The organism is Nocardia sp. NPDC006044, assembly GCF_042871115.1.
Taxonomy (GTDB): Bacteria; Actinomycetota; Actinomycetes; order Mycobacteriales; family Mycobacteriaceae; genus Nocardia.
Window position 1 is genome coordinate 2,677,723 of sequence record NZ_JBIAID010000001.1, and the last position, 25,756, is coordinate 2,703,478.

At 69.0% G+C, this 25,756-nt stretch carries 1 protein-coding gene; it reads left to right on the plus strand.

The window, feature by feature from the left end:
* Nucleotides 1-6: 6 nt before the first annotated feature.
* Nucleotides 7-25,722 carry a non-ribosomal peptide synthase/polyketide synthase gene (locus ACFYO1_RS12535; protein WP_387229930.1) on the plus strand — a complete coding sequence of 8,572 codons (25,716 nt, stop codon included), beginning with the start codon at nucleotides 7-9 and terminating at the stop codon, nucleotides 25,720-25,722.
* The last annotated feature ends 34 nt before the right edge of the window (nucleotides 25,723-25,756 follow it).

The following is a 25,756-nucleotide window of genomic DNA, read 5'->3' on the forward strand; positions in this document are numbered from 1 at the left end:
GGCGGGATGCCCGACCATCGTTCACCCCTGCATGCCCGCGACGGTCATCCAGCTACCTATCCGCTGACCGCGGCGCAGCGTGCGATTCAGTTGTTGCAGCAGTTGGCCGGTGCCACACCGGTATCGAACGCGCTGTACGTGGAACTCGCGGGCGATCTGGACACCGCGCGGCTGATCGGTTCGTTCGAGCGAGCCCTCGACGAGTTCGAGGTCAGCCGCATGCGGCTGTTCGAGGTGGACGGAGAACTGCGGCAGGTGGTCGGCGACACCGCCGATGGCCCCGTGCGGCAACTGGATTGCCGGTCGGCGCCCGATCCGGTTGCCGCGGCGCAGGATTGGATGCGCGGTGACTACCGCGCGCCCATCGACCTGCGGCACGGCCCGGTGGTGCGGGGCGCGCTCGTGCGGGTCGCCGAGCGGCGGTGGTTCTGGTACCTGCGCGCCCACCACATCGTGCTGGACGGCATCGCCGCGCTGAACATCCTCACCCGCAGCGCACAGCTCTATACCGCTTCGCTTGCGGGCAAAGAACCTGCCGCGCAATCGATTCGATCGCTGAGCGAGATCGTCGCCGCGGACGAGCAGTATCGCGCCTCGCAACGCTTCGACGACGATCGGGTGTTCTGGTCGAAGTATGTCGCCGAACTTCCCGAGCCGGTCACCCTGACCGATCGGGTCGCGCTCGCCGAGGAGCATCCCCTCGCGGTGAGCGCGCTGCTGTCCGCCGACACCGACAACGCGCTGCGCACCGCCGTGGCGACGCGCTCGGTCGGCCCGTCGGTCTTCCTGCTCGCGGCGTTCGGCCTGTACCTGGCGCGCATGACCGGCGCCGACGACGTGGTGCTGAGCCTGCCGGTGTCGGCGCGGGTCACGGCCTCCATGAGTCGCTCCGGCGGGATGACCGCCAACATCGTGCCGTTCCGGATCTCCGTGCCACCCGAGCGCACCGTCGGATCGCTGCTGGAGGAAACCCAGCGCACGCTGATGGCCGTGCTGCGCGGCCAGCGCTATCGGCACGAGGACATGCTGGAGGACGCGGAATCGGTTGCTGCCCAGTACCTCCCGCGAGCCGCCGGGCCGATGGTCGACCTGATGATCCTCGATACGAAGATCGTCCTTGGCGACCTCACCGGCCGGTTGCAGGTGCTGACCCCGGGTTTGGTCCCGGATCTCTCGGTGAACGTCTATCCGGCCGTCGGTGGCGAGAGCACCCGGGTCGATTTCTTCGCCAACCCGAGCGTGTACACCTCCGATCAGGTCGCAGACCACCATCGACGGTTCGCACAGTTCCTCGACAGCTTCCTGCACAGCGTGCTCACCGACGCCGAGACCCGAACGCGCTCCGTGGAGTTGCTCGGGCCCGACGAGCGCCGGATGCTGCTGGAGTCGGCGGCCGGCGGTCCGGGACCCGCGCAGGTCACGCTGCCCGATCTGCTGTCGCGGGCCGCGACGGCGCAGCCGGATCGACTCGCGGTTCGCGACGTCGCCCACGCATGGACGTACCGGGAGTTGGACGATTGGTCGAATCGGTGCGCGCGGGCGTTGATCGATTGCGGCGCGGGCCCGCAAACCACGGTGGCGATCGCGATTTCCCGCTCCGCCGCGTGGGTGCGTGCGGTGTGGGCAGTCGCCAAGACCGGCGCCGCGTTCGTGACCCTCGATCCCACCCATCCGGTCGAACGGAATCGGTTCATCCTTACCGATTGCCGGGCTGAACTCCTGCTTACCGTTGGTGAAACCGCAACCAGCACAGCAGATTCGGATAGCGTGCAGGTTCTCGATATCGATCGACTCGAACTGTGCGACCACAATTGTGCCGCGATCACCGACGCGGATCGACACGGCGCGGTGCGGACCGGCAATACCGCCTACATCGTGTATACCTCGGGCTCCACAGGCACGCCGAAAGGCGTTGCCGTCACCCACGCCGGACTCTCCGGAGTGTCGGACACCCTCGCCCGGCAGTATCGACTCGACCGCGACTCCCGTGTGCTGGCCGTTGCGGCAAGGACTTTCGACGCGGCGGTCTTCGAACTGCTGGCCGCCGTACCGGTCGGGGCGGCGCTGATCGTCGCGGCCCGCGACGCTTTCGCCGGTGACGCGCTGACGGAGTTGATGCGTGCCGAAAGTGTGACACATGCGTGTTTGACTCCGGCAGTCGCGGCCACCCTCGACGCGCGGAAACTCGATGACCTGCGCGTGCTGATGGTCGCCGGCGAAGCGTGCCCGCCCGCGCTGGTGCGGCAGTGGGCCACCGGCGGTCGCCTGTTGTACAACCTGTACGGGCCGAGCGAGACCACGATCTGGGTCACCAGTGCGGCGCTGCGACCGGACGACACCGTGTCGCTGGGCCGCCCGATTCCGGGAGTCCGTCTGGCCGTTCTGGATTCGTGGCTGCGGCCGGCGCCCGTCGGCGTGGCGGGGGAGTTGTACGTGTCCGGCGCCGGGCTGGCTCGCGGATACCTCGGCCGGGCCGGGCTCAGCGCGGCATCGTTCGTGGCCGACCCGCACGGCCCCGCCGGTGCGCGGATGTACCGCACCGGCGACGTGGTGCGCTGGGAATCCCGCGGCGGGGAAGCGACGCTGATCTTCGTCGGCCGCACCGATTCCCAGATCAAGATCCGCGGTCAGCGCCTCGAACTCGGCGAGATCGAATCCACCCTGGCCGGCCTGGACGAGGTACAGCAGGCGATCGTCACCACCGCGGGCGGGCAGACCGGCGAGGTCTGGGTGGCCGCCTACCTCACCGCCACGCCGGGACGCGCCATCGACGCGACCACGATCAAGCAGGCCGCGGCGCGACGACTGCCGTCGTACATGGTTCCCGAAACCGTCACGGTGCTGGACGAATTGCCGATGACCGCGACCGGAAAGGTGGACCGCCGTGCGCTGCCGGTACCGCAACGACCGGTCGCACCGTACCGAGCCGCCTCGTCACCCTTCGAAGAGCTTGTCGCCGTGGCGTTTGCCGAAGCGCTGGGCACCGACCGGGTCGGCGTAGACGACGACTTCTTCGCGCGCGGCGGGCATTCGATCTCGGCGACGCGGGTGGCCGCGCGCGTCACCGAGGTGACCGGCCGCACGGTCGGCGTACGCGACATCTTCGATGCTCCCACCGCGGCCGGCGTCGCCCGGGTGCTCACCGCGCGCACGGCCGGTCCGGTCCGGCCGAGGCTGATCGTCCGGGAGCGCCCCGCGCGAATCCCGTTGTCGTTCGCGCAGTTACGCATGTGGTTCATCAACCGATTCGAGCCGCAATCACCGACCTACAACATCCCGCTGGTCTTCCGGCTGGCCGGATCGCTGGATATCGAGGCGTTGACCGCGGCCCTCGGCGCGGTTGTCGCACGCCATGAAGCGCTGCGAACCCGCTACCCCGAAGTGGACGGAGTGCCGTATCAGGAGGTCGTGCCGGGCGCCCCGGTGCTCGAGCAGACCGCCGTCGATCCGGCGGGCGTGCACGATGCGGTGGTTCAGCGGGTGCGCCGCGGCTTCGACCTTCGCGTCGATATGCCGCTGCGCGCCAGCGTGTTTCGCTGCGGCCCGGCCGACTACGTCTTGGCGATGGTCCTGCACCACATCGCCGCGGACGGCATGTCGATGGCGCCGTTGCTGCGCGATCTGTCGACGGCCTACGCGGCCCGGCTGGCGGGACAGGAGCCGGACTGGAGTCCGCTGCCGGCGCAATACCTGGACTACGCACTGTGGCAGCGTGAACTGCTGGGCGCGGAGTCCGACGCCGGGAGTGTGCTCGCGGCTCAATGTCGTTACTGGACAGAGGAATTGGCCGACGCGCCACAACCGATAACGCTGCCCGCCGATCGCCCCCGCCCACCGCTGGTGAGCAACCGCGGCGACGTCGTCGAATTCACCGTCGACGCGCCGCTGCGCGAAGCGCTGTACCGGCTCGCCCGGGAGCACAGGGTCAGCGCGTCGATGGTCTTGCAGGCGGCGCTCATGGTGCTGCTGTCGCGGCTGGGCGCGGGCCAGGATGTCTCGATCGGCGGTCCGGTCGCCGGGCGCACCGACGAGGCCCTGGGTGAACTGGTCGGGTTCTTCGTCAACACCTGGGTGTTGCGGGTGGATCTGTCCGGCAACCCGCGTTTCGCGGAGGTGCTCGATCAGGTGCGCCGAAAGGCGTTGACCGCCTACGAGAATCAGGACGCACCGTTCGAGCGCCTGGTCGAACTGATCAACCCGGCCAGGTCGACGGCCTACAACCCGCTGTTCCAGGTCTCGCTGGAGTTGCAGAGTGATGGCCTGCCCGTGCTCGAACTGCCCGGCCTCACCGCCGAATTCGTCGCCTTCGCCACCGGAACCGCCAAGACAGATCTGCATTTCGACCTGATCGAGACGGCGGGCAGCGCGCATACTCCCGCGGTGCTGGCCGGCCGGATCGAATACGCCACCGACCTGTTCGACCGAACGACCGTCATCGGCATCGCCGACCGCTACCTCCGTGTCCTGCGCGCGGTGAGCGCGGACCCGGCGGAAGCGATCGCCGACCTCGACCTCCTGGCCGACCAGGAGCGCGAACAAATACTGACGCAATGGAATTCGCGGCCGGGGACCGCACTGACGGAAACCACGATCGTCGAAGCATTCCGTACCCGCGTGGATTCGGCGCCGAACGCGGTCGCACTGCGGTTCGGCGACGAGGAGCTCACCTACGCGGATCTGGCCGCGCGGGTCGATGTGCTGGCGCGCGTGCTGGTGAATCGCGGAGTCGGCCGGGGTGCTGTGGTGGCGGTGGCGATGCCGCGATCGATGGACCTGGTGACCGCGGTATTGGCGGTGGTGGTCGCCGGTGGCGCGTACCTGCCGATCGATCCGGACTACCCGAGCAGCCGGATCGAGTTCATTCTTGCCGATGCCGACCCGTCGCTGGTGTTGACGACCGGGTCCGCCGGTGCGGTGCTGCCGTTGGGTGATCGGGCATCGTTGTGCCTGGATGTCGCTGCCTTCGAGAATGATTCGCTCGGTGACTTGCCGGTGCTGTCGCCGGCCGACGCGGCGTATGTGATCTACACGTCGGGTTCGACCGGGCATCCGAAGGGTGTGGTGGTCGAACATCGCGGCGTGGTGAATATGGCCGAGTACGGCTGGCCCGGCGGTCCCGGCGAACAGGTGTTGTTGCACTCGTCGATGGCCTTCGACGCGTCCGCCTACGAGTTGTGGCCCGCGTTGCTCGCCGGGTCGGCGATCGCCATCGCACCTCCCGGTCGAACGGACGTCGCGGAACTGAGCCGGGTCATAGCCCGGCATCGAATCACCGACCTGTACGTGACGACCCCGCTGTTCGAGATCCTGGCCAGCTCGGGCCCGGAGCTGCGACTCGATTCGATCCGGCGAGTAGTGACCGCCGGTGACGCATTGCGAACGGTCGCCGTCACCCGCTTCCACGACCGTTGGCCGGGCATCGAGGTGGTCAACGCCTATGGGCCGACCGAGAACACGGTATGCGTCTCCGCGTACGAAATTCCCGATACCCCGGAGTGGACGGGCGGGGGAAGCGTGCCGATCGGCGCCCCTGTCGGGAACATGCGCGTGTACGTGCTGGATTCGCGCTTGCGCCCGGTACCGGCAGGCGTGGCGGGCGAATTGTATGTGGCCGGAGTGCAACTGGCGCGCGGGTATCGGAATCGGCCGGGGCGCACCGCGGAACGGTTCCCGGCCTCTCCGTTCGGCGCCGGAGAGCGCATGTACCGCACCGGCGACGTGGTGCGATGGACCCGCGGCGGCGTGCTGGAATTCGTCACGCGCGCCGACGAACAGGTCAAAATCCGCGGATACCGGATCGAGCCCGGCGAGGTCGAGAGCGTCTTGACCGCGCATCCGCTGGTTTCCCAGTCGGTGGTGACAGCGCGTGAGATCGGTTCTCCGACAGCCGATTCGGCGGGCATGGTGGACAAGCGGCTGATCGGCTACGTAGTGCTCGATCGCGCCGGCGAGTCGCGGGAAGAGACTGTTCTCGTCGACGAGATCCGGCGCTTCGTGGCCGATCGGCTGCCGGAGTATATGGTTCCGTCGGCCATTGTCGTCCTCGGCCGGCTGCCGTTGACCCCGAACGGCAAGGTGGATCGACGCGCGTTGCCCGCGCCGGTCTTCGCCATTGCGGGTGATCGCGCCGCGTCGACGCCGGCCGAGGACATGGTCGTCGCCGCGTTCGCCGAGGTGCTGGGCGTGGACCGCGTCGGAGTCGACGCGGACTTCTTTGCCTTGGGCGGACATTCGCTGTCGGCGATGCGGGTGGCTTCGCGGCTGACCGCGATGCTGGGCATCGAGGTCGGCGTGCGGGACGTCTTCGAGACCCCCACACCCGCCCGGTTGGCCCATGCGCTCGCCGAGCGCGGTGCCGGCCGGCGCCCGGCGCGGCCGGAGCTGACGGTTCAGGAACGACCCGAGCGGATGCCGTTGTCGTTCGCCCAGTCTCGGCTCTGGTTCATCAACCGATTCGAACCGGACTCACCCGCCTACAACATCCCGATGGTGCTGCGGCTGCGCGGCCCGTTGGATCGCGAGGCGCTGTCCGCGGCGTTGAATGATGTGGTGGCGCGGCACGAAAGCCTGCGCACCGTCTTCCCGGATGCGGACGGGGTGCCCTACCAGCGGATCCAGCCGGCCGACCTGGCGGGGGCAACGATCGAGACGGCCGATCCCGGCGATCTGACCGGCCTGGTCCGGCGCGGCTTCGATGTCTCGACCGAGCCGCCGCTGCGAGTAACGTTGTTGTGCAACGGGTTCAACGACCACACCCTGGTGCTGGTGCTGCACCACATCGCCGCGGACGGCTGGTCTATCGCACCGTTTGTGCGCGACCTCTCGGCCGCGTACGCCGCACGCAGGCAGGGCCGGGCGCCGGGATTCGCGCCGTTGCCGGTGCAATACGCCGACTTCACGCTGTGGCAGCACGCGACCCTGGGCGTCGAGTCCGATCCGGACAGCATTTTGGCCACCCAATTCCGTTATTGGGCAGACGAACTCGCGGACGTCCCGCAGCCGATCACGCTGCCCACGGACCGCCCGCGCCCGCCGACGGCCAGTAACCGCGGCGACGTGATCGAGTTCGCGTTCGAGCCCGCGCTGTGCGCGGCGCTGTATCGACTCGCCCACGACCGCCAGGTGACCGTGTCGATGCTGTTGCAGTCGGCGCTCGCCGTATTGCTCGCACAGGTCGGTGCGGGCGAGGACATCTCGATCGGCGGCCCGGTCGCCGGACGAACCCAAGCGGCGACCCACGATCTGATCGGCTTCTTCGTCAACACCTGGGTGCTGCGGGTGGATCTGTCCGGCAACCCGCGTTTCGCGGAGGTGCTCGACCAGGTGCGCCGAAAGGCGTTGACCGCCTACGAGAATCAGGACGCGCCCTTCGAACGACTGGTCGAGTTGCTGCAACCGGCCCGTTCGCCGGCGTACCACTCACTGTTCCAGGTGTCGTTCGCCTTGCAGAACAACCTGCTGCCGGATCTGCACCTGCCCGAGTTGGAGGTCGAGATCGTTCCGGCGATCACCGGCACCGCCAAATTCGACCTGCACGTGGACGTGGTCGAACGGATGAGTCCGGCCGGCGATGCCGCGCCGCCCGCGCTGTCGGGCCGAATCGAATACGCCACAGATCTGTTCGATCGAACCACCGTGGTCGACCTCGCCGAGCGCTACCTGCGGCTGTTGGAAACGGTCAGCACGGATCCTGAAATGCCGCTCGGCCGGTTGGACGTCCTCACGCCCGAGGAACGTGACCGGGTGCTCCGCATCTGGAACGACACCGCTGCGCCGCTCCCCGAGGAGTCGTCGCTCGCGCGCCTGTTCGCTCGGCAGGTGGCGGCCACCCCGGACGCGGTCGCCGTCGCGCACGCGGACGGCGACATCACGTACGCGGAATTGGCTGTGCGCGTGCGTGTTCTGGCGCGGACGCTGGCGGATCGCGGGGTCGGCCGGGGTGCTGTGGTGGCGGTGGCGTTGCCGCGGTCGGTGGATCTGGTGGCCGCGATATTGGCGGTGGTGGTTGCCGGTGGCGCGTACTTGCCGATCGATCCGGACTATCCGAGCAGCCGGATCGAGTTCATTCTCCGCGACGCGGATCCGCTGCTCGTGGTGACGACGGTGTCTGTCGGCGCGGGTCTGCCGCTGGACGGCCGGGCGTCGATATGGGTCGATATCACGGATTTCGGCACCGATGAGTCATTCGGTTCGCCGGTCTTGTCGCCGGCCGACGCGGCGTATGTGATCTACACGTCGGGTTCGACCGGGCATCCGAAGGGTGTCGTGGTCGAACACCGCGGCGTCATGAATATGGCGAAATACGGCTGGCCCGGCGGGCCCGGCGAGCGGGTGTTGGTGCATTCGTCGATGGCCTTCGACGCGTCCGCCTACGAATTGTGGCCTGCCGTGCTGTCCGGATCGACGATCGTGATCGCACCCCCCGATCGGCTCGACCTCGCCGCGCTGATGCGCACGGTAACCCGGCATCGCGTCACCACGATGTTCGTGGCCACCGCGCTCTTCGAACTGCTCGCGACCGCGGAACCCGGGCTCGACGCCGATCCCGTACGTCAGGTAGTCACCGGCGGCGACGCCTTGAGCTCGGCCGCGGTAGCCCGATTCCGGGACCGCTGGCCCGGCGTCGATATCGCCAATGCCTATGGGCCGACCGAGAACACGGTCTGCGTCTCGACTTACGAGATCCTCGGTTCGCGACCATGGAATACGGATCAGCGGGTGCCGATCGGCGCACCGGTGGCGAATGTGCGGGTATTCGTTCTGGATTCGCGGCTGCGCCCGGTACCGGCGGGTGTGGCGGGCGAATTGTATGTGGCCGGAACGCAAGTGGCGCGCGGCTATGCGGGGCGGCTCCAGCTGACCGCGCAACGATTCGTCGCCTGCCCGTTCGGTGTCGCCGAGCGGATGTACCGGACCGGCGACGTGGTGCGGTGGACCCGCGACGGCGTGCTCGAATTCGCGGGCCGGGCCGACGACCAGGTCAAGGTGCGCGGCTACCGGATCGAGCCCGGCGAGGTCGAGGCGGCGCTGGTGGCGCATCCGGCGGTGTCGCGCGCGGTGGTCGTCGCCCGCGAGACCGCCGACGCCGTGGTCGACAAGCAATTGGTCGCCTATGTCGTCCGCGATCGCGACACGACCGTCGCCGACGACAGCGACCGGTCCGCCGACCTGGTCGACCATTGGCGACAGGTCTACGACAACCTGTACGCGGGCAGGGAGAGCTACCTCGGCGACGGCCGGGAATTCACCGAGCCCATGGCGCTGGACGCCGACTTCGGCGGCTGGAACAGCAGCTACACCGGAGAGCCGATTCCGGTCGAGCAGATGCGGGCATGGCGGGACGCGGTCGTGGACCGGATTCTCGAGCTGCGACCGACCCGGGTGCTGGAGATCGGTGTCGGATCGGGCCTGCTGATGTCGCGACTGGCACCGCGGTGCGTCGAATACTGGTGCACCGATTTCTCGGCGGCGACCATCGGGAATCTCCGCTCGCGACTGATCGAATCGGCGGTCGACTGGGCGGATCGGGTGCGTTTGCGGGTGCAGTCCGCCGACGATATCTCGGGACTGCCGGCGGACCGATTCGATGTGGTGGTGGTGAATTCGGTCGCGCAGTACTTCCCGAACGCCGCCTATCTGATCGACGTGATCGACAAGGTCATGGGACTGTTGCTGCCCGGCGGCGCGTTCTTCCTCGGCGATATCCGCAATCTGACGCTGCTGCGCGAGTTCGCCACCGGCACACAGCTGGCCGGCGGCGGAGCCGAGGATACGGTGGCGGCGGTGCGGGAACGCGCGCGTCGCGCGCTGATCGCCGAGCAGGAATTGCTGGTCGCTCCGGAGTTCTTCGTCGCGGTGCGGGACAAATACGCCGATGTGGCCGCGGTGGATATCGAGTTGAAGTACGCGCCGGTCGACAACGAATTGACGCGATATCGGTACGACGTGGTGCTGCGTAAATCCCCGGCACAGGTTCGCTCGCTCGCCGGACTGCCGCAGCGGGCCTGGTCCGAGTTCGGCGACCTGCGCGGACTGCGCGCCCAGCTGGTTGCCGAGCGGCCGGACGGCCTGCGAATCATCGGAATACCCCAGGCCGGAACCGTTTCGGACGTCGCGGCCGGTCGAGTCATCGACGCGGCTGCCGAGCACGCACGGGTGGCCGACCTCGACCTGCGCGATCCGGACGCGGCCGTGTTGCCGCACGAGATTCGCTCGCTCGGTGCGGAATTGGGCTTCTCGGTCGCGGTCACCTGGTCGCCCGTGGCCGGCCGGATGGACGCGCTCCTGCTCCGCGATACCGACGAGACCGCGGTGTTCGACGACGTCTACCTGAGCGCCGGACCGCTGGGTTCACTGGGCGCCTACGTGAACGATCCCGGCATCGCCGACCTGGTGGCCCGGATTCGCGAATTCGCGGCAGAACGATTGCCCGAGTTCATGATTCCGGCCGCCATCGTCATCCTCGACGAACTGCCCCTGCTGCCCAGCGGCAAGGTGGACCGCCGCGCCCTGCCCGCCCCGCAACTGACCACCTCGACCTATCGCGCCCCGTCGACCCCGTGGGAACAGGCCGTCGTCTCGGTCTTCGCGGAGGTGCTCGGCACCGATCGAGTCGGTGCCGACGACAACTTCTTCGAGCTGGGCGGGCATTCGCTCTCGGCGACGCGGGTGGCGTCCCGCGTGGCGACGGCCACCGGAATCACGGTCGAAGTACGCGACGTGTTCGACGCGCCCACTGCCGCCCGATTGGCCGGAGTGCTGGCGCTGCGGTCCACCGAGACCGCGCGACAACCGAGCGTGGAGCTGGCGCCACGGGTGCGCCCCGCGCGAATACCGTTGTCGTACGCGCAATCTCGAATGTGGTTCATCAACCGGTTCGAGCCGGGCTCACCCGCGTACAACATCGCCATGGTGCTGCGGCTGCGCGGGCGCCTGGATTCGGCGGCACTGTCCGCCGCGGTGGGGGATGTCGCGGCCCGGCACGAGAGCTTGCGCACGATATTCCCGGACGAGCGGGGAATACCCAGCCAGCGGATCCTGCCGGTCGCGGGCGCGGTCGCGAGGGAGACCGTCGATCCGGTCGACCTCACGCACCGGGTCACGAGCATCGTGCGACAGGGATTCGACGTGTCCGCGCAACCACCCTGGCGAGTCGCGCTGCTGCACAGCGGATCCGACGATCATCTGCTGGTCGTGGTGCTGCATCACATCGTCGCCGACGGATGGTCGATCGCGCCGCTGGTGCGTGACCTGTCACTGGCCTATGCCGCGCGCCGGGCGGGACGGGCGCCGGAATGGGCGCCGTTGCCGGTGCAGTACGCCGATTACACCTTGTGGCAGCGCGAGGTGCTCGGCGCGGAATCCGATCCGGACAGCCTGGCAGCGCGTCAACTCGCCTATTGGACAGCACATTTGGCCGGGCTGCCGGATCGGCTGGAGTTGCCTGCCGACCGGCCGCGACCGGTGGTTGCGTCGCAGCGCGGCGGCACTCATACGTTCACCCTGGATGCCGCGACAGTGGCCGGACTGAGCGCCGTGGCGCGCGCCCATCGGGTAACCGTGTTCATGGTGGTGCACGCCGCGTTGGCGACGCTGCTCTCGCGCCTGTCCGGCAGCGCCGACGTCGCGGTGGGTACGCCGATCGCGGGTCGCGGCGCGTCGGCGCTGGACGGCGTGATCGGCATGTTCGTGAACACCCTCGTCCTGCGCACCCGGATCGACGCGGCCGGTTCGTTCGCCGACCTGCTCGACCACTGCCGCCAGGTCGACCTGGCCGCGTTCGCGCACGCCGACATACCGTTCGAACGCGTCGTCGAGGCCATCGACCCACCCCGCAGCCAGGCGTATCACCCGCTGTTCCAGGTGCTGCTCGCCTTCCAGAACCTCGATCTGGACCCGGCGCTGGCGCAGTTGCCCGGGCTCGCGGTCGAGCCGCTGAAGAGCCTCGACATCGGGGTCGAACGCTTCGATCTCACCATTACCGTCGCCGACATCCCGGACAGCGCGACCGCCGAGGTGCCGATCACCATCGGCTTCGCGCTCGACCTGTTCGATCCGCCGACGATGGCCGCGTTCGCGACCCGCCTACAGCACACCGTGCGGGCCGTGGTGGCCGATCCGCAACGGCCCCTGCATGGTCTGGATTTGCTCACGCCCGACGAGCGAATGGTGTTGCGCCGGTGCGGCGATGGCGGAGCCGGCCCGCAGCCGCGCCGGCTGGACGAGATATTCGCCAGCGCCGCAGTGGAATTCGCGACGCGGCCCGCGATCGTGGACGCCGGGCAGACCTGGGCGTATCGGGAGCTCGACGAGTGGTCGAATTGCTGTGCGCGGGCGCTGATCGAACACGGCGCCGGTCCGGAAACGGTGGTGGCGATCGCCGTTTCCCGGTCCGTGGCCTGGATACGGGCGGTGTGGTCGGTCACGAAGACCGGTGCCGCATTCGTCTCCCTCGATCCCGCACAGCCGAGGGAGCGGAATGGCGCGATTCTCGCGGACTGTGCGGCGGCGGTACTGCTCACCGTCGATGACGGCGGGGAGTGGGACGCACCCGGCATCGTCGTGCTCGATCTGGACGCGTTCGATCCGTCCGGATGGAACGCCGCCCCGCTCGCGGATGCCGATCGGCTCGGTTCGATCTATCCGGACAACACCGCCTACATCGTCTACACCTCGGGGTCGACCGGCACGCCGAAGGGGGTGGCGGTCGCCCATGCCGGGCTCGCCGCGGTCACCGCGGCGCAGCACCGAGACCTCCGGACCGATTCCGGGTCGCGGGTATTGGCGGTCGCCGCACGCACTTTCGATGCGGCGGTCTTCGAGCTGCTGCTCGCGGTACCGGTGGGCGCCGCGCTGATCATCGCTCCCGACGATGTGTTCGCGGGGTCGCCGTTGGCCGAGCTGATGCGCGCCGAGGATGTGACTCACGCGGTTTTGACTCCGGCCGTCGCAGCCTCGCTCGATGCCCGGCGCCTCGATGGCCTGCGCGTGCTCATGGCGGTCGGCGAGGCGTGTCCGCCCGCGCTGGTGCGGCACTGGTCGGCGAGCGACAGCGCCGGAATCCGGGGCGTGTACAACCTGTACGGCCCCAGCGAGGCCACGATCTGGGTGACCGGCGCGAAATTGGTGCCCGGCGAGCCGGTTTCGATCGGCAACCCGATTCCCGGGATCCGCTCGATGGTCTTGGACGCCTGGCTCAACGTGGTGCCGCCGGGTGTCGTCGGCGAGCTGTACGTGTCCGGTCCCGGCGTGGCCCGCGGCTACCTCAACCGCGTCGGCACGACCTCGGCGGCGTTCGTGGCCGACCCGTTCGGGCCCGCCGGATCCCGCATGTACCGGACCGGCGATCTGGTGCGCCGGCTGCCCGGTAGCGGCGCATTGGTGGTCGTCGGACGCGCCGACGCCCAGATCAAGATTCGCGGCCAGCGCCTGGAACTCGGCGAAATCGAGGCCGTGCTGGCCGAACTCGACGAAGTACGCCGCGTCGTCGTCACCCAGGTCGCCAACGGCGACTCCGTGGGGCTGGCCGCCTACCTCACCCCCGCGCCGGGCCGTCATCCAGACCCGGTTGCCCTGCGCGAGGCCGCGGCGCGGCGACTGCCGTCGTACATGGTCCCCGACCTCTTCACCGTCCTCGACGAGCTGCCGCTGACCCCGAGCGGGAAGGTGGACCGGCGAGCGCTGCCCGTACCGGAGTGGCCGACCACGATGTACCGGGCGCCCGCCACCGCCGCCGAGGAGGTCGTGGCCGAGGTGTTCGCGCAGGTCCTCGGACTCGACCAGGTCGGCGCCGACGATGACTTCTTCGCCCTGGGCGGCGACAGCATCGTCTCGATCCAGCTGGTCGCGCGCGCGAAGGACCGCGGGGTGGTGTTCACGCCACGGCAGGTATTCGAGGCCCGGACGGTCGCCGCGCTGTCGCGCGTGGCCGAATCCGTCGACCCCGCAACGGTTCTGGCGGAGTTGCCCGGTGGTGGCGTCGGCGCGCTGCCGCTCACCCCGATCGTCCGGTGGATGGTGGAGCGAGGCGAGTTCGAGCGGTTCAACCAAACCCTGGTGCTCACCGCGCCGGCCGGATTGGATCAGGCCGGCTTGACCGCGATCCTGACCGCGTTGATCGACCGGCACGACATGCTGCGCGCCCGGCTGTGGCACGACGGGCGGGACTGGCGCCTGGAGACGCGGCCGAGCGGGCTGTTGGACGTCGAGTCGCTGATACATCCGGTCGTGCTCGGCCCGGATCTCGCTCCGGAGCAACGCCAACGCCGCGTGACGGCGGAGGTCGATGCGGCTCTGAGCCGGCTGGATCCGGCCAACGGCGTTGTCTTGCAGGTGCTCTGGTTCTGCCCGGTCGACCCGAGGCAGACCGGTCAGCTGATCGTCATCGCGCATCACCTTGTGGTGGACGGTGTTTCGTGGCGGATCATGCTGCCCGACCTGGTCTCGGCGTGGCAGCAGTATCGCGCCGCTGGTGTGGTCTCGATGCCGCCGGTGGGGACCTCGGTGCGGCGGTGGGCGCACGGCCTGGTCGAGGCGGCGCGGTCGCCGCAGCGGGTGGCGGAACTGCCGCTGTGGCAGGGGATTGTCGACGGACCGGACCCGATGCTCGGCTCGCGTACGCCGGGCCGCGATGCCGCGGACTCGATGCGCATACGGCGAGTGCAGGTTTCGCCGGAGATCACGGAGGCCCTGCTGACTCGGGTACCCGCGGCCGTCCACGGTGACGTACAGGACGCACTGGTTGCCGCGCTGGCCATGGCCGTGCAGCGCTGGCGCGCCGGTAGGGGAGTGCCGGAATCGTCCACGCTGCTGCGCTTGGAAGGGCACGGACGCGAAGAACAAGCCCTGCCCGGCGCGGACCTGACCGCGACCGTCGGCTGGTTCACGACGGTGTATCCGGTCCGAATCCAGTTGGCCGGAGTCGATCTCGATGACGCCTACGCCGGCGGTCCGGCGATCGAATCGGTGGTTAAGAGCACGAAGGAGCATTTGCGCGCGATCCCCGACCACGGTATCGGCTACGGACTGCTGCGCTACCTCAATCCGGAGACCGCTCAGGCATTGCCCGCCGCGCTGCCCGCGCAGATCGCCTTCAACTACCTCGGTCAGCTGTCGCCGAACCGATCATCCAGCGGGACAACGGTATCGGAGTTCGTCGTCACCGATGAACTCGGTGCTCCGATGGCGGACGAGGACCTGCATGTCATGGCCACGGCGGTGGTCGACATCACGGCCGCCGTCACCGACGGGCGCTTGTCCGCCACTTTCGGCTACCGCGACGCCGTGCTCGACGCGGCGGAGGTCGACGAGCTGGCCCAGTTCTGGGTCGACGCGCTGCACGCCGTCGCCGCCCGGCTGCGCCACCCGCGTTCCGGCGGGCACACGCCCTCCGATTTCCCGCTGGTGCGCGCGACGCAATCCGACATCGAGGTCTGGGAGGCGCGTTACCCGGGCCTGGTGGACGTATGGCCGTTGTCGCCCTTGCAGACCGGGCTCCTGTTCCATGCCCGGCTGGCCGAGTCCATGGTCGACGTGTACGCGGTGCAACTCGCCATCACCCTGTCCGGGGCGGTAGACGCCGGACGTCTGCGCCACGCGGCCGAGTTCCTGCTGGCGCGGTATCCGAACCTGCGGGTGGCGTTCACCGCGAACGCGGAGGGCGAAGGCGTGCAGATCGTCGCCGATCGCGTGGTGCTGCCGTGGCGGGAGGTCGACCTGCGTGCCGAGCCCGAATCCGCGCTCGCGGAGGTGATGGCGCGGGACAAGGCCGAGCCGTTCGACCTCGAGACGGCGCCGCTGATGCGTTTCACCCTGATCACGGTGGCGGAGGGCCGGTTCACGCTGCTGCTCTCGTACCACCATGTGCTCTTCGACGGCTGGTCCATGCCATGGCTGCTGCACACGCTGCTCGCGGTGTACGCGGCGCCGGAGGCGGCGCTCGCGGAGCCGGCGGGTTCGTATCGGTCCTACCTCGAGTGGCTGGGCCGTCAGGATCCGGCAGAGTCGTTGCAGGCGTGGCGGCACGCGCTCGCCGGCGCCGAGGCGACGCTGCTGGCGCCGCAGGGCGCGACTCAGGTCTCGGCAGAGCGAATGGATTCCGTCGCCATCGATTTCGACCGCCTGCTCTCCGAGCGATCGGTCGCGTGCGCGTCGTCCACCGGTGTCACGGTGAACACGCTGTTCCAGGTGGCGTGGGCGATTGTCGTGGGGTATCTGACCGGGCGCGGCGATGTCGTATTCGGTGCGACGGTATCCGGACGGCCCGCGGATCTGCCCGGCATCGAGTCCGCGGTCGGCCTGTTCATCAACACCATCCCGGTACGGGTCCGCCAGCACCCCGGCGAGCCGATCGCCGCCGTGCTGCGCCGAGTTCAGGCGGAACAGTCGGAATTGCTGGGCTATCACCACATCGGTCTGTCCGATATCCATGCCGCGCTGGATGTTTCGGCCATGTTCGACACGGCTCTGGTGTTCGAGTCCTACCCCGTCGACGAAGCGGCCCTCGCGGCCCAGGCGGCGGCGATCGATGGCATGAGCGTGCAGGAGCTGCGTTCCAACGACTCCGCGCACTATCCCCTGGCGTTGGTGGTCGTCAAGGGCGAGCCGTTCCGGGCTCAGTTGCAGTATCAGCCAAGCGTATTCGCGCACGAGTGGGTGCGGGACTGTGCCGATCGGCTCGCGCGCGTGCTGGACGCGATGACCACCGATCCGTCGGTCCCGGCGGAGTCGATCGACCTGTTGTCCCCGGCCGAGCGGGCTCGGCTGGTACCCGTCCGGGGGCGTGCGGCGGAGCCGCCGCGGCCGCTGGCGGACCTGCTCGTCGCGGGAGCCGCCATCGATCCGGCGGCGCCCGCGGCGGTGTCGGGCGCGGTGACGCTGAGTTTCGGTGAGCTGGACGGCTATTCGAACCGGTTGGCGCGCTTGCTGATCGGCCGCGGTATCGGACCGGGCGACGCGGTCGCGCTGGCAATGCCCCGGGGTATCGAGCTCCTCGTCGGACTGTGGGCGGTGACCAAATCCGGCGCGGCTTTCGTGCCGATCGACCCGCGCCATCCGCTGGACCGGGTCGTCGCCATGATCGGCGATTCCGCTGTGCGCCTTGCCTTGTCGGTGGCGGACACGGTGGCCACGGTGCCGGACACGATCGAGCGGTTGCTGCTCGACGGGCCGGATCTGCCTGCGCGCCTTGCGGAGTTCCCCGCGACCGCGGTCACCGACGCGGTCCGGGTCCGCCCGCTCCGGCCGGAGCACGCGGCCTACGTGATCTATACCTCCGGGTCCACCGGCACCCCGAAGGGGGTCGTGGTCTCCCACTCCGGCTTGGCGAACTTCACCGCCGAGCAGCGCGAGCGCTACCGCGTGGACACGAGTTCCCGGATCTTGGCCGTGTCGGCGCCGGGCTTCGACGCGGTGATGATGGAACTGCTGATGGCGCACCCGAACGGGGCCGCGCTGGTCATCTCGCCGCCGGACATCTTCGGCGGTGCGTCCCTCGCGGAAATTATTCGACAGCACCGGGTTTCGCATGCGTTCATCACGACAAGCGTGCTGGCGACCATGTCGCCGGACGGGCTGGCTTCGCTGCGGGTGCTCGTCACCGGCGGCGAGCGGGTACCCGCGGAATTGGTGGCGGCGTGGGCACCGGATCGGGAACTGTACGTCGCGTACGGGCCGACCGAGACGGTCATCGTCACCACTCTCAGTGACGCCATGGATCCCGCCGCGCCGGTGACCCTCGGCGGGCCGATCCGTGGCGTGGAAGCCGTCGTCTTGGACGGGCTTTTGCGGCCGGTGCCGGCCGGTGTGCGCGGTGAGCTGTATCTCGGTGGCATCCAGCAGGCGCGCGGCTACTCGAACCGGCCGGGGCTGACGGCGGCGTCCTTCGTGGCGAATCCGTTCGGGCTCAGCGGTTCTCGTCTGTATCGGACCGGCGATCTGGTGTGCTGGAACGCGCATGGCGGACTGGAGTTTGTGGGACGCAACGACTTCCAGGTGAAGGTTCGCGGGCAACGGGTCGAGCTGGGAGAGATCGAGGCGGTGCTCGACGATCAGGCCGGGGTGACCCGGGCCGTCGTGGTGCATCACCCGCAATCCGATCGCCTGATCGGCTACCTCGTCGGCACCGACCTCGACCCGGGGCAGGTGCTGGCCGCGGCCCGGCATCGGTTGCCCGCGCACATGGTTCCCGATGCGTGCTCGGTGCTGCCCGAGCTGCCGCTGACCGTGAGCGGCAAATTGGATCGTGCCGCTTTGCCGGAGCCGGAGCAGCTCGCCCGGGCCTATCGCGCGCCGTCCACGCCGGCCGAGCAGCTGGTGGCAGAGGCGTTCGCCGAGCTGCTCGGGGTCGACCGGGTCGGCGCGGACGACGATTTCTTTGCGCTGGGCGGGCATTCGCTGTCGGCGATGCGCCTGACGTCGCGGCTGTCCGCCCTGGCGGGTGTCCGGATCGGCGTGCGTGAGGTGTTCGAGGCGCCGACGCCCGCGCGGTTGGCGGGGGTGCTGGCTGCCGGAAACCCCGGTTCGACGCAGCCGGCGCTGGTCGTCCAGGAGCGGCCCGACCGGGTGCCCTTGTCGTTCGCTCAGCTGCGCATGTGGTTCGTCAACCAATTCCACGGTGCGGCAGCGGCGTACACCATTCCGCTGGTGCTGCGGTTGACCGGCGAGCTGGACACCGGGGCACTGGTCGCCGCGATCGGCGATGTAGTGGCCCGGCACGAGAGCTTGCGCACGGTATATCCCGACTCGGACGGGACGCCGTTCCAGCAGGTGTTGCCCGCCGACCGAGCCTCGGTAACCGTCGAAGTGCGGTCGGTGGCACCGGCAGAGTTCGATGCAGCCGTGCTCGCATCGACCCGGCACGTATTCGACCTGGCGACGGACGTTCCGATGCGAGTCACAGTGCTGGACCGCGGTTCCGGTGAGTTCGTGCTGTCGATGGTGATTCATCACATCGCCGCAGACGGGTGGTCTATCGCACCGCTCGCGCGGGACCTGTCGACCGCCTACGCGGCCCGCCGGTCCGGGCAAGCGCCGCAATGGGTTCCGCTGCCGGTGCAGTACGCGGACTACACGCTGTGGCAGCGCGCGGCGCTGGGCGTGGAGTCCGATCCGGAGTCGACGTTGTCGCGTCAGCTCGCTTATTGGACAACGCATTTGACGGGCCTGCCGGATCGGCTGGAGTTGCCTGCCGATCGGCCGCGGCCGGTGGTCGCCACGCAAGCCGGCGACAGCTATTCGTTCGTGCTGAATGCCGCATTGTTCGCCAGGATGGGTGAGCTGGCGAATACCGCGGGGGCGACGGTGTTCATGGTCGTGCACTCGGCGGTCGCACTGTTGCTGTCGCGGCTGTCCGGCGCAGACGATATCGCGGTCGGCACGCCGATCGCGGGGCGTGGTGCGGCGGCCTTGGACGAATTGGTCGGCATGTTCGTCAACACGCTGGTGTTGCGCACGCGGATCGACGAGGCGGGTTCGTTCACCGATCTGCTCGGCCAGGTCCGGCAGGTGGATCTCGATGCCTTCGCCAATGCCGATATTCCGTTCGAGCGCGTGGTGGAGGCCATCGACCTGCCCCGGACCCAAGCGCATCATCCGCTGTTCCAGGTGATGCTGGCCTTCCAGAACCTCGACCTGGATCCGGACTCCGCGCGGTTGCCCGGGATCCGGGTCACGCCGATGAACCTCGGTGCCGGCGTCGAACGATTCGATCTGTCCATCACCGTCGCCGACCTTCCGGACTCGAACGGCGATATCCCGGTCACCATCGGCTACGCCACGGACCTGTTCGATCGCTCGACGGTCGCGGAGCTGGCCGATCGGCTGGCGCGCGTCCTGCTCGCGGCGGTGGCCGATCCCGAGGTCGGATTGCATGGGCTGGATCTGCTCGGCGCGGATGAGCGGAAGTCGCTGCGGGAGTGGGGCGCTGGGGGCGCCGCTCCGGCTCCTGTCCCGTTGCACGCGAAGTTCTCCGCGGTGGCGGCGGAGTTCCCGGATCGGCTCGCCGTCGTCGACGCGGATCATCGACTGACCTATCGGGAACTGGATCGCTGGTCGAATCGATGCGCACGGATGCTGATCGAGCGGGGCGCCGGTCCGGAGACGGTGGTGGCGATCGGGCTTGCGCGCTCGGCGGGTTGGGTGCGGGCGGTGTGGGCGGTCGCGAAATCCGGTGCCGCGTTCGTGTCTGTCGATCCGGCGCACCTGTGGGAGCGGAACCGGTTCGTCCTCACCGATGTCGCCGCGAGCGTGCTGCTCGCCGACGGAAGGTTCGACGGCACAACCGGATTGGATACGGCGGAGTTGCACGCTGCCGGGGTCTCGGTAATCGATCCGGACCGGCTCGATCTGCTCGAGTACAGCGACGCACCGGTCACCGACGATGATCGACGCGGTGTCGTGCGGTCGAGCAATACCGCCTACGTCGTGTACACCTCCGGGACGACCGGCAAACCGAAGGGCGTCGCGGTCAGCGGCGAGGGGTTGTCAGCAGTCACCGCGGCGCAATGTGAGCAGTTCGGTCTCGATGTCGATTCCCGCGTATTGGTGGTTGCCGCAAGAACTTTCGATGCGGCGGTGTTCGAGCTGCTGGCGGGCGTGTCGGTGGGTGCCGCGTTGGTCGTCGCGGGCCGCGATGTTTTCGCGGGTGAACAGCTGACGGAGTTGGTGCGGGCCGAAGGCGTCACGCATGCGTGTTCGACTCCCGCCGTCGCGGCCACGTTGGATGCCGGGCGGCTGAACGACCTGCGGGTGTTGATGGTCGCCGGTGAGGCGTGCCCGCCCGCACTGGTGCGGCAATGGTCCGATGCCGCCGGCGTTCGCAGCCTGCACAACCTGTACGGGCCGAGCGAGGCCACGATCTGGGTCACCGCGTCCGAATTGGCTGTGGATGAACCGGTTTCGCTGGGTGGTCCGATCCCGGGCGTCCGGCTGGCGGTGCTGGACGCTTGGTTGCGCCCGGTGCCCGCGGGCGTGGTGGGGGAGTTGTACACCGCGGGACCCGGTGTGGCGCGCGGATATCTCGGCCGGGCGGGGTTGACCGCCGGATCGTTCGTCGCCGATCCGTTCGGACCGGCCGGGTCGCGGATGTATCGCACGGGAGACCTGGTGCGGTGGACCAAGGGTGCGCGTCCGGCGTTGATGTTCGCCGGCCGCGCCGATCGTCAGGTCAAGATCCGCGCCCAGCGCCTCGAACTCGGCGAGATCGAGACCACGTTGGCACAGCTGGAGGAGGTGCGGGACGCGGTGGTCGTCCCGTACGCCGACGAAGAGTCCGGTGGGACAGTGCGATTGGCCGCCTACATCACCGCGGCAGCCGGGCGCCTGCCCGAACCCGTGACCGTCCGGCAAGCCATCGCGCGGCGACTGCCGTCGTTCATGGTGCCCGACACCGTCACGGTGCTGGCGCAACTGCCGCTGACCTCCAGCGGCAAGGTGGATCGGCGCGCGTTGCCCGCCCCGGAGTGGCTGGCGGTGCCGTATCGGGCCGCGTCGACGCCGTTCGAGGAGATCGTGGTCTCGGTGTTCGCCGAGGTGCTCGGCGTGGACCGGGTCGGGGTCGATGACGACTTCTTCACGCTGGGCGGGCATTCGCTGTCGGCGACGCGGGTGGCGTCCCGGGTGTCCGCGATGGCGGGCGCCGAGGTGGGCGTGCGCGATGTGTTCGACGCGCCGACTGCGGCCCAGCTGGGGCGGGTGCTCACCGAGCGGTCGACCGCGGGCGGCGTGTGGTCGAAGTTGGTGGTTCGCGAGCGACCGGAGTATCTGCCGTTGTCGTTCGCGCAGTGGCGGATGTGGTTCATCAACCGGCTCGAACCGGACTCACCGGCCTACCACATCCCGCTCGTGCTGCGGTTGACCGGCGATCTGGATATCGAGGTGATGACCGCTGCCATCGGTGATCTGGTGGAGCGACACGAAACCCTGCGCACGGTCTTCCCGGACCGGGACGGAAGTCCGTACCAGCGGATCCTGCCGGTGACCGAGGCCGGTACCACGGTCGAGGTGCGGACCGTCGAGGCTGCCGGGCTCGAGCAGGCGGTGCTGCCGCTGATCCGGCGTGGGTTCGATCTGTCGACCGCGCCGCCGTTGCGGGTCACCCTGCTGGACACCGGGTCCGGTGAGTACATCCTCGTGCTGGTCCTGCATCACATCGCGGCGGACGGTTGGTCCCTGGCGCCGTTGGCGCGGGACTTGTCGCTGGCGTATTCGGCGCGGCGGGCGGGGCGGGCGCCGGAATGGGTTCCGTTGCCGGTGCAGTACGCCGACTACACGCTGTGGCAGCGTGCGGTGCTGGGGGCGGAGTCCGATCCGGAGAGCAACTCGGCGCGGCAGGCCGGGTATTGGACCGGGCAGTTGGCGGGCTTGCCGGATCGGCTGGAGTTGCCTGCCGACCGGGCGCGGCCCGCCGTCGCTACCCACCGCGGTGGCACGTATTCGTTTGCGGTGGAAGCGAATACGGCGGCTGGATTGTCCCGTATCGCGCGTGCGCGGCACGCGACCGTGTTCATGGTGATGCATGCGGCTTTGGCGGTGGTGCTGGCGCGGTTGTCGGGGAGCGGTGATATCGCGGTCGGCACACCGATCGCGGGGCGCGGGGCCGCGGCATTGGACGGGCTGGTCGGCATGTTCGTCAACACGTTGGTGCTGCGCACCCGGGTCGATGACGCCGCCTCGTTCGGCGAACTGCTGGACGAGTGCCGCCGGGTGGATCTGGCGGCGTTCGCGCATGCCGATCTGCCGTTCGAGCGGGTGGTGGAAGTGGTCGATCCGCCCCGCAGTCAGGCGCAGCATCCGCTGTTCCAGGTGATGCTGGCGTTCCAGCACCTCGACTTGGTTCCGGCGGACGCGCAGTTGCCGGGGATTCGGTGCACGCCAATGGATCTCGGTAGCGGAATGGAACGATTCGATCTCACCGTCACCGTGTCCGACGCCCCGGCGGCGGACGGCGGTCTGCTGGTCGGGATGAGCTATGCCCTCGATCTTTTCGATCAGGGGACGATCGTGGCGCTGGCCGGGCGGTTGCGGCGAACCCTCGATGTCGTGGTCGCCGATCCCGCGGTAGGATTGCGGGACATCGAGGTGCTCGATTCGAGTGAGCGACTGTTGTTGTCGGAGTGGGGCGATGGTGGTGCGGGGCCGGATCGGGTCACCCTGGCCGAGCTGCTGAGTCGCGCAGCCGCCGAGCACGGGGACCGGGCCGCGGTCGTCGAAGGCGGGCGCGCGTGGACGTATCGGGAGTTGGATGAGTGGTCGAATCGCTGTGCGCGACTGCTGATCGAGTCCGGTGTCGGGCGGGAATCCGTTGTGGCGATTGCGATTCCACGGTCGGCGGCATGGGTGCGCGCTGTGTGGGCGGTTGCCAAGGCCGGTGCCGCGTTCGTGTCCGTCGATCCCGCTCATCCGGTCGAACGCAATCGGTTCATCATCGAAGATTGTGCTGCCGGCGTTGTGCTCACCGGCGGTGAAATCGCCTCGCTGGTAACGGATTCAGATGCCGGACTGGACCGTGCTGGAATTCGGGTGATCGACCTGGACCGGCTCGACCTTTCTCGGTGCGGCGCGGCGCCGGTCGGTGACGAAGGCGAGCCGGTGCGACCGGCCAATACCGCCTATGTCGTCTACACCTCGGGGTCGACCGGCACGCCGAAGGGCGTGGTTGTCACCCATGCGGGGTTGGCGGCCGTCGCCACCGTTCAGCATTCGCGCTATCAGCTGACCCACGACTCGCGTGTATTGGCCGTTGCCGCAAGCACTTTCGACGCGGCGATGCTGGAGCTGCTGCTGGCGGTACCGGCCGGGGCGGCCTTGGTCGTTGCCCCGGACGATGTCTTCGCCGGGGAACCGCTGGCGGAGTTGATGCGTGGTGAGCGCATCACCCACGCGTTCCTGTCACCGGCGGTCGCCCTCTCGGTCGATCCGGACGGGCTCGACGATCTGCGGGTACTCCTCACCGGCGCCGAGGCCTGTCCGCCGGAGTTGGTGCGCCGGTGGTCGGGCACGGACGCCGCCGGTATCCGCAGGCTGCACAACCTGTACGGGCCGAGTGAGTGCACGATCTGGATGACCGGCACGCGGTTGGACGTCGGCGATCCGGTGTCGGTGGGCGGTCCGATTCCCGGAGTTCGGCTGGTGGTGCTGGATTCGTCGCTGCGGCCGGTGCCGGCCGGGACGGTCGGTGAGTTGTACGCGGCCGGGCCCGGGGTGGCGCGCGGGTATCTCAACCGGGCCGGGTTGTCCGCGACGACCTTCGTGGCCGATCCCTTCGGGGCGCCGGGGTCGCGGATGTACCGCACCGGAGACCTGGTGCGGTGGCTGGCCGATGGCGACGAGGCGGTGCTGATGTTCGTGGGCCGCACCGATTTCCAGGTCAAGATTCGCGGGCAGCGCGTGGAACTCGGCGAAATCGAAACGGCGCTGGCCGGTTTGGCCGAGGTGCGGCAGGCGGTGGTCACCGTGCACGGCGCTGGTTCCGCCGCGCGATCGGCCGCCTACGTCACCGCCGTGCCGGGGCACCGCCCTGATTCGGCAGCGATCCGGCGGGCGGTCGCGCAACGACTGCCGTCCTACCTGGTCCCCGACACCGTCACCGTGCTCGACGCGCTGCCGCTCACCGTGAACGGAAAGGTCGATCGCCGTGCGCTGCCTGCGCCGGAGTGGGCGGTTACCACGTATCGGGCGCCGTCGACTCCGCTCGAGGAAATCGTGGTCACGGTGTTCGCGGAGGTGCTGGAAGTAGCGCGGGTGGGCGTCGACGACGACTTCTTCACCCTGGGCGGAACCTCGGTCGTCGCAATGAAATTGGTGGCTCACCTGCGTGCGCGGATCGGGACGGCAGTGCCCTACCGACTGCTCTTCTCCGACTCGACCCCGGCCGCGCTCGCGCGATATCTGGAGAAGCCATCCGAGTTGGGCGTGTCCCTCGGCGTGCTGTCGCCCCTGCGTTCGGCGGGTGCCAAAGCTCCGTTGTTCTGCGTCCATCCCGGCGGCGGCCTCGCCTGGGTTTACGGCGCGCTCGCGGGCCATCTGGACCCGGATCGCCCCGTCTACGGTCTGCAGGACCCCTACATCGTCGAGGACGGCCCGCGGATGGCGTCGGTGGACGCGTACGCCGAGCGCTACGTCGCGGAAATCCGGAAAGCCTTCCCCGACACCACCTATCACCTCCTCGGCTGGTCGCTGGGCGGAAAGATCGCCCACGCCATGGCCGCCCGGCTCCAACAGCTCGGCCACCCGGTCGGCCTGCTCGCCCTGGTCGACACCGGCATCGCGGAGAACCTCGAACAGCTCCCCGGCGCCGAGCCCGACGACGCCCACTCTCGCCGTGCCCTGACCGAGTTCCTCCGCGGCTGGCGCGATTTCCTCGGCCTGACCGACGTCCAGCACGTCGACAACCCAGCCGAACTGTTCCCGCTGATCGCCGAGCGCCTCAGCAGCGAAGGCATCCTCACCCCGCAACAGGTCGAACGAGTAACCGAAAGCTTCATGACCCCCGTCCCGCACACCCCACCCCATTTCACCGGCGACGCCACCCTGTTCATCGCCGCCCGCGAGTCCTACCGAGACCAACTCGCCGCAACCTGGAACGGCCACATCACCGGAACCATCCACGAATTCCCGGTCGACGAATGGCACACCGGCATGATGAACCCGACCGCGGCCCGCGCCATCGGCCCGATCCTGAACACGCTGCTCCGCGACAACGATCGGGAGGTGACCGAGACATAGACCCGACCAGGTTGACAGGCCCGCCCCGCACCGA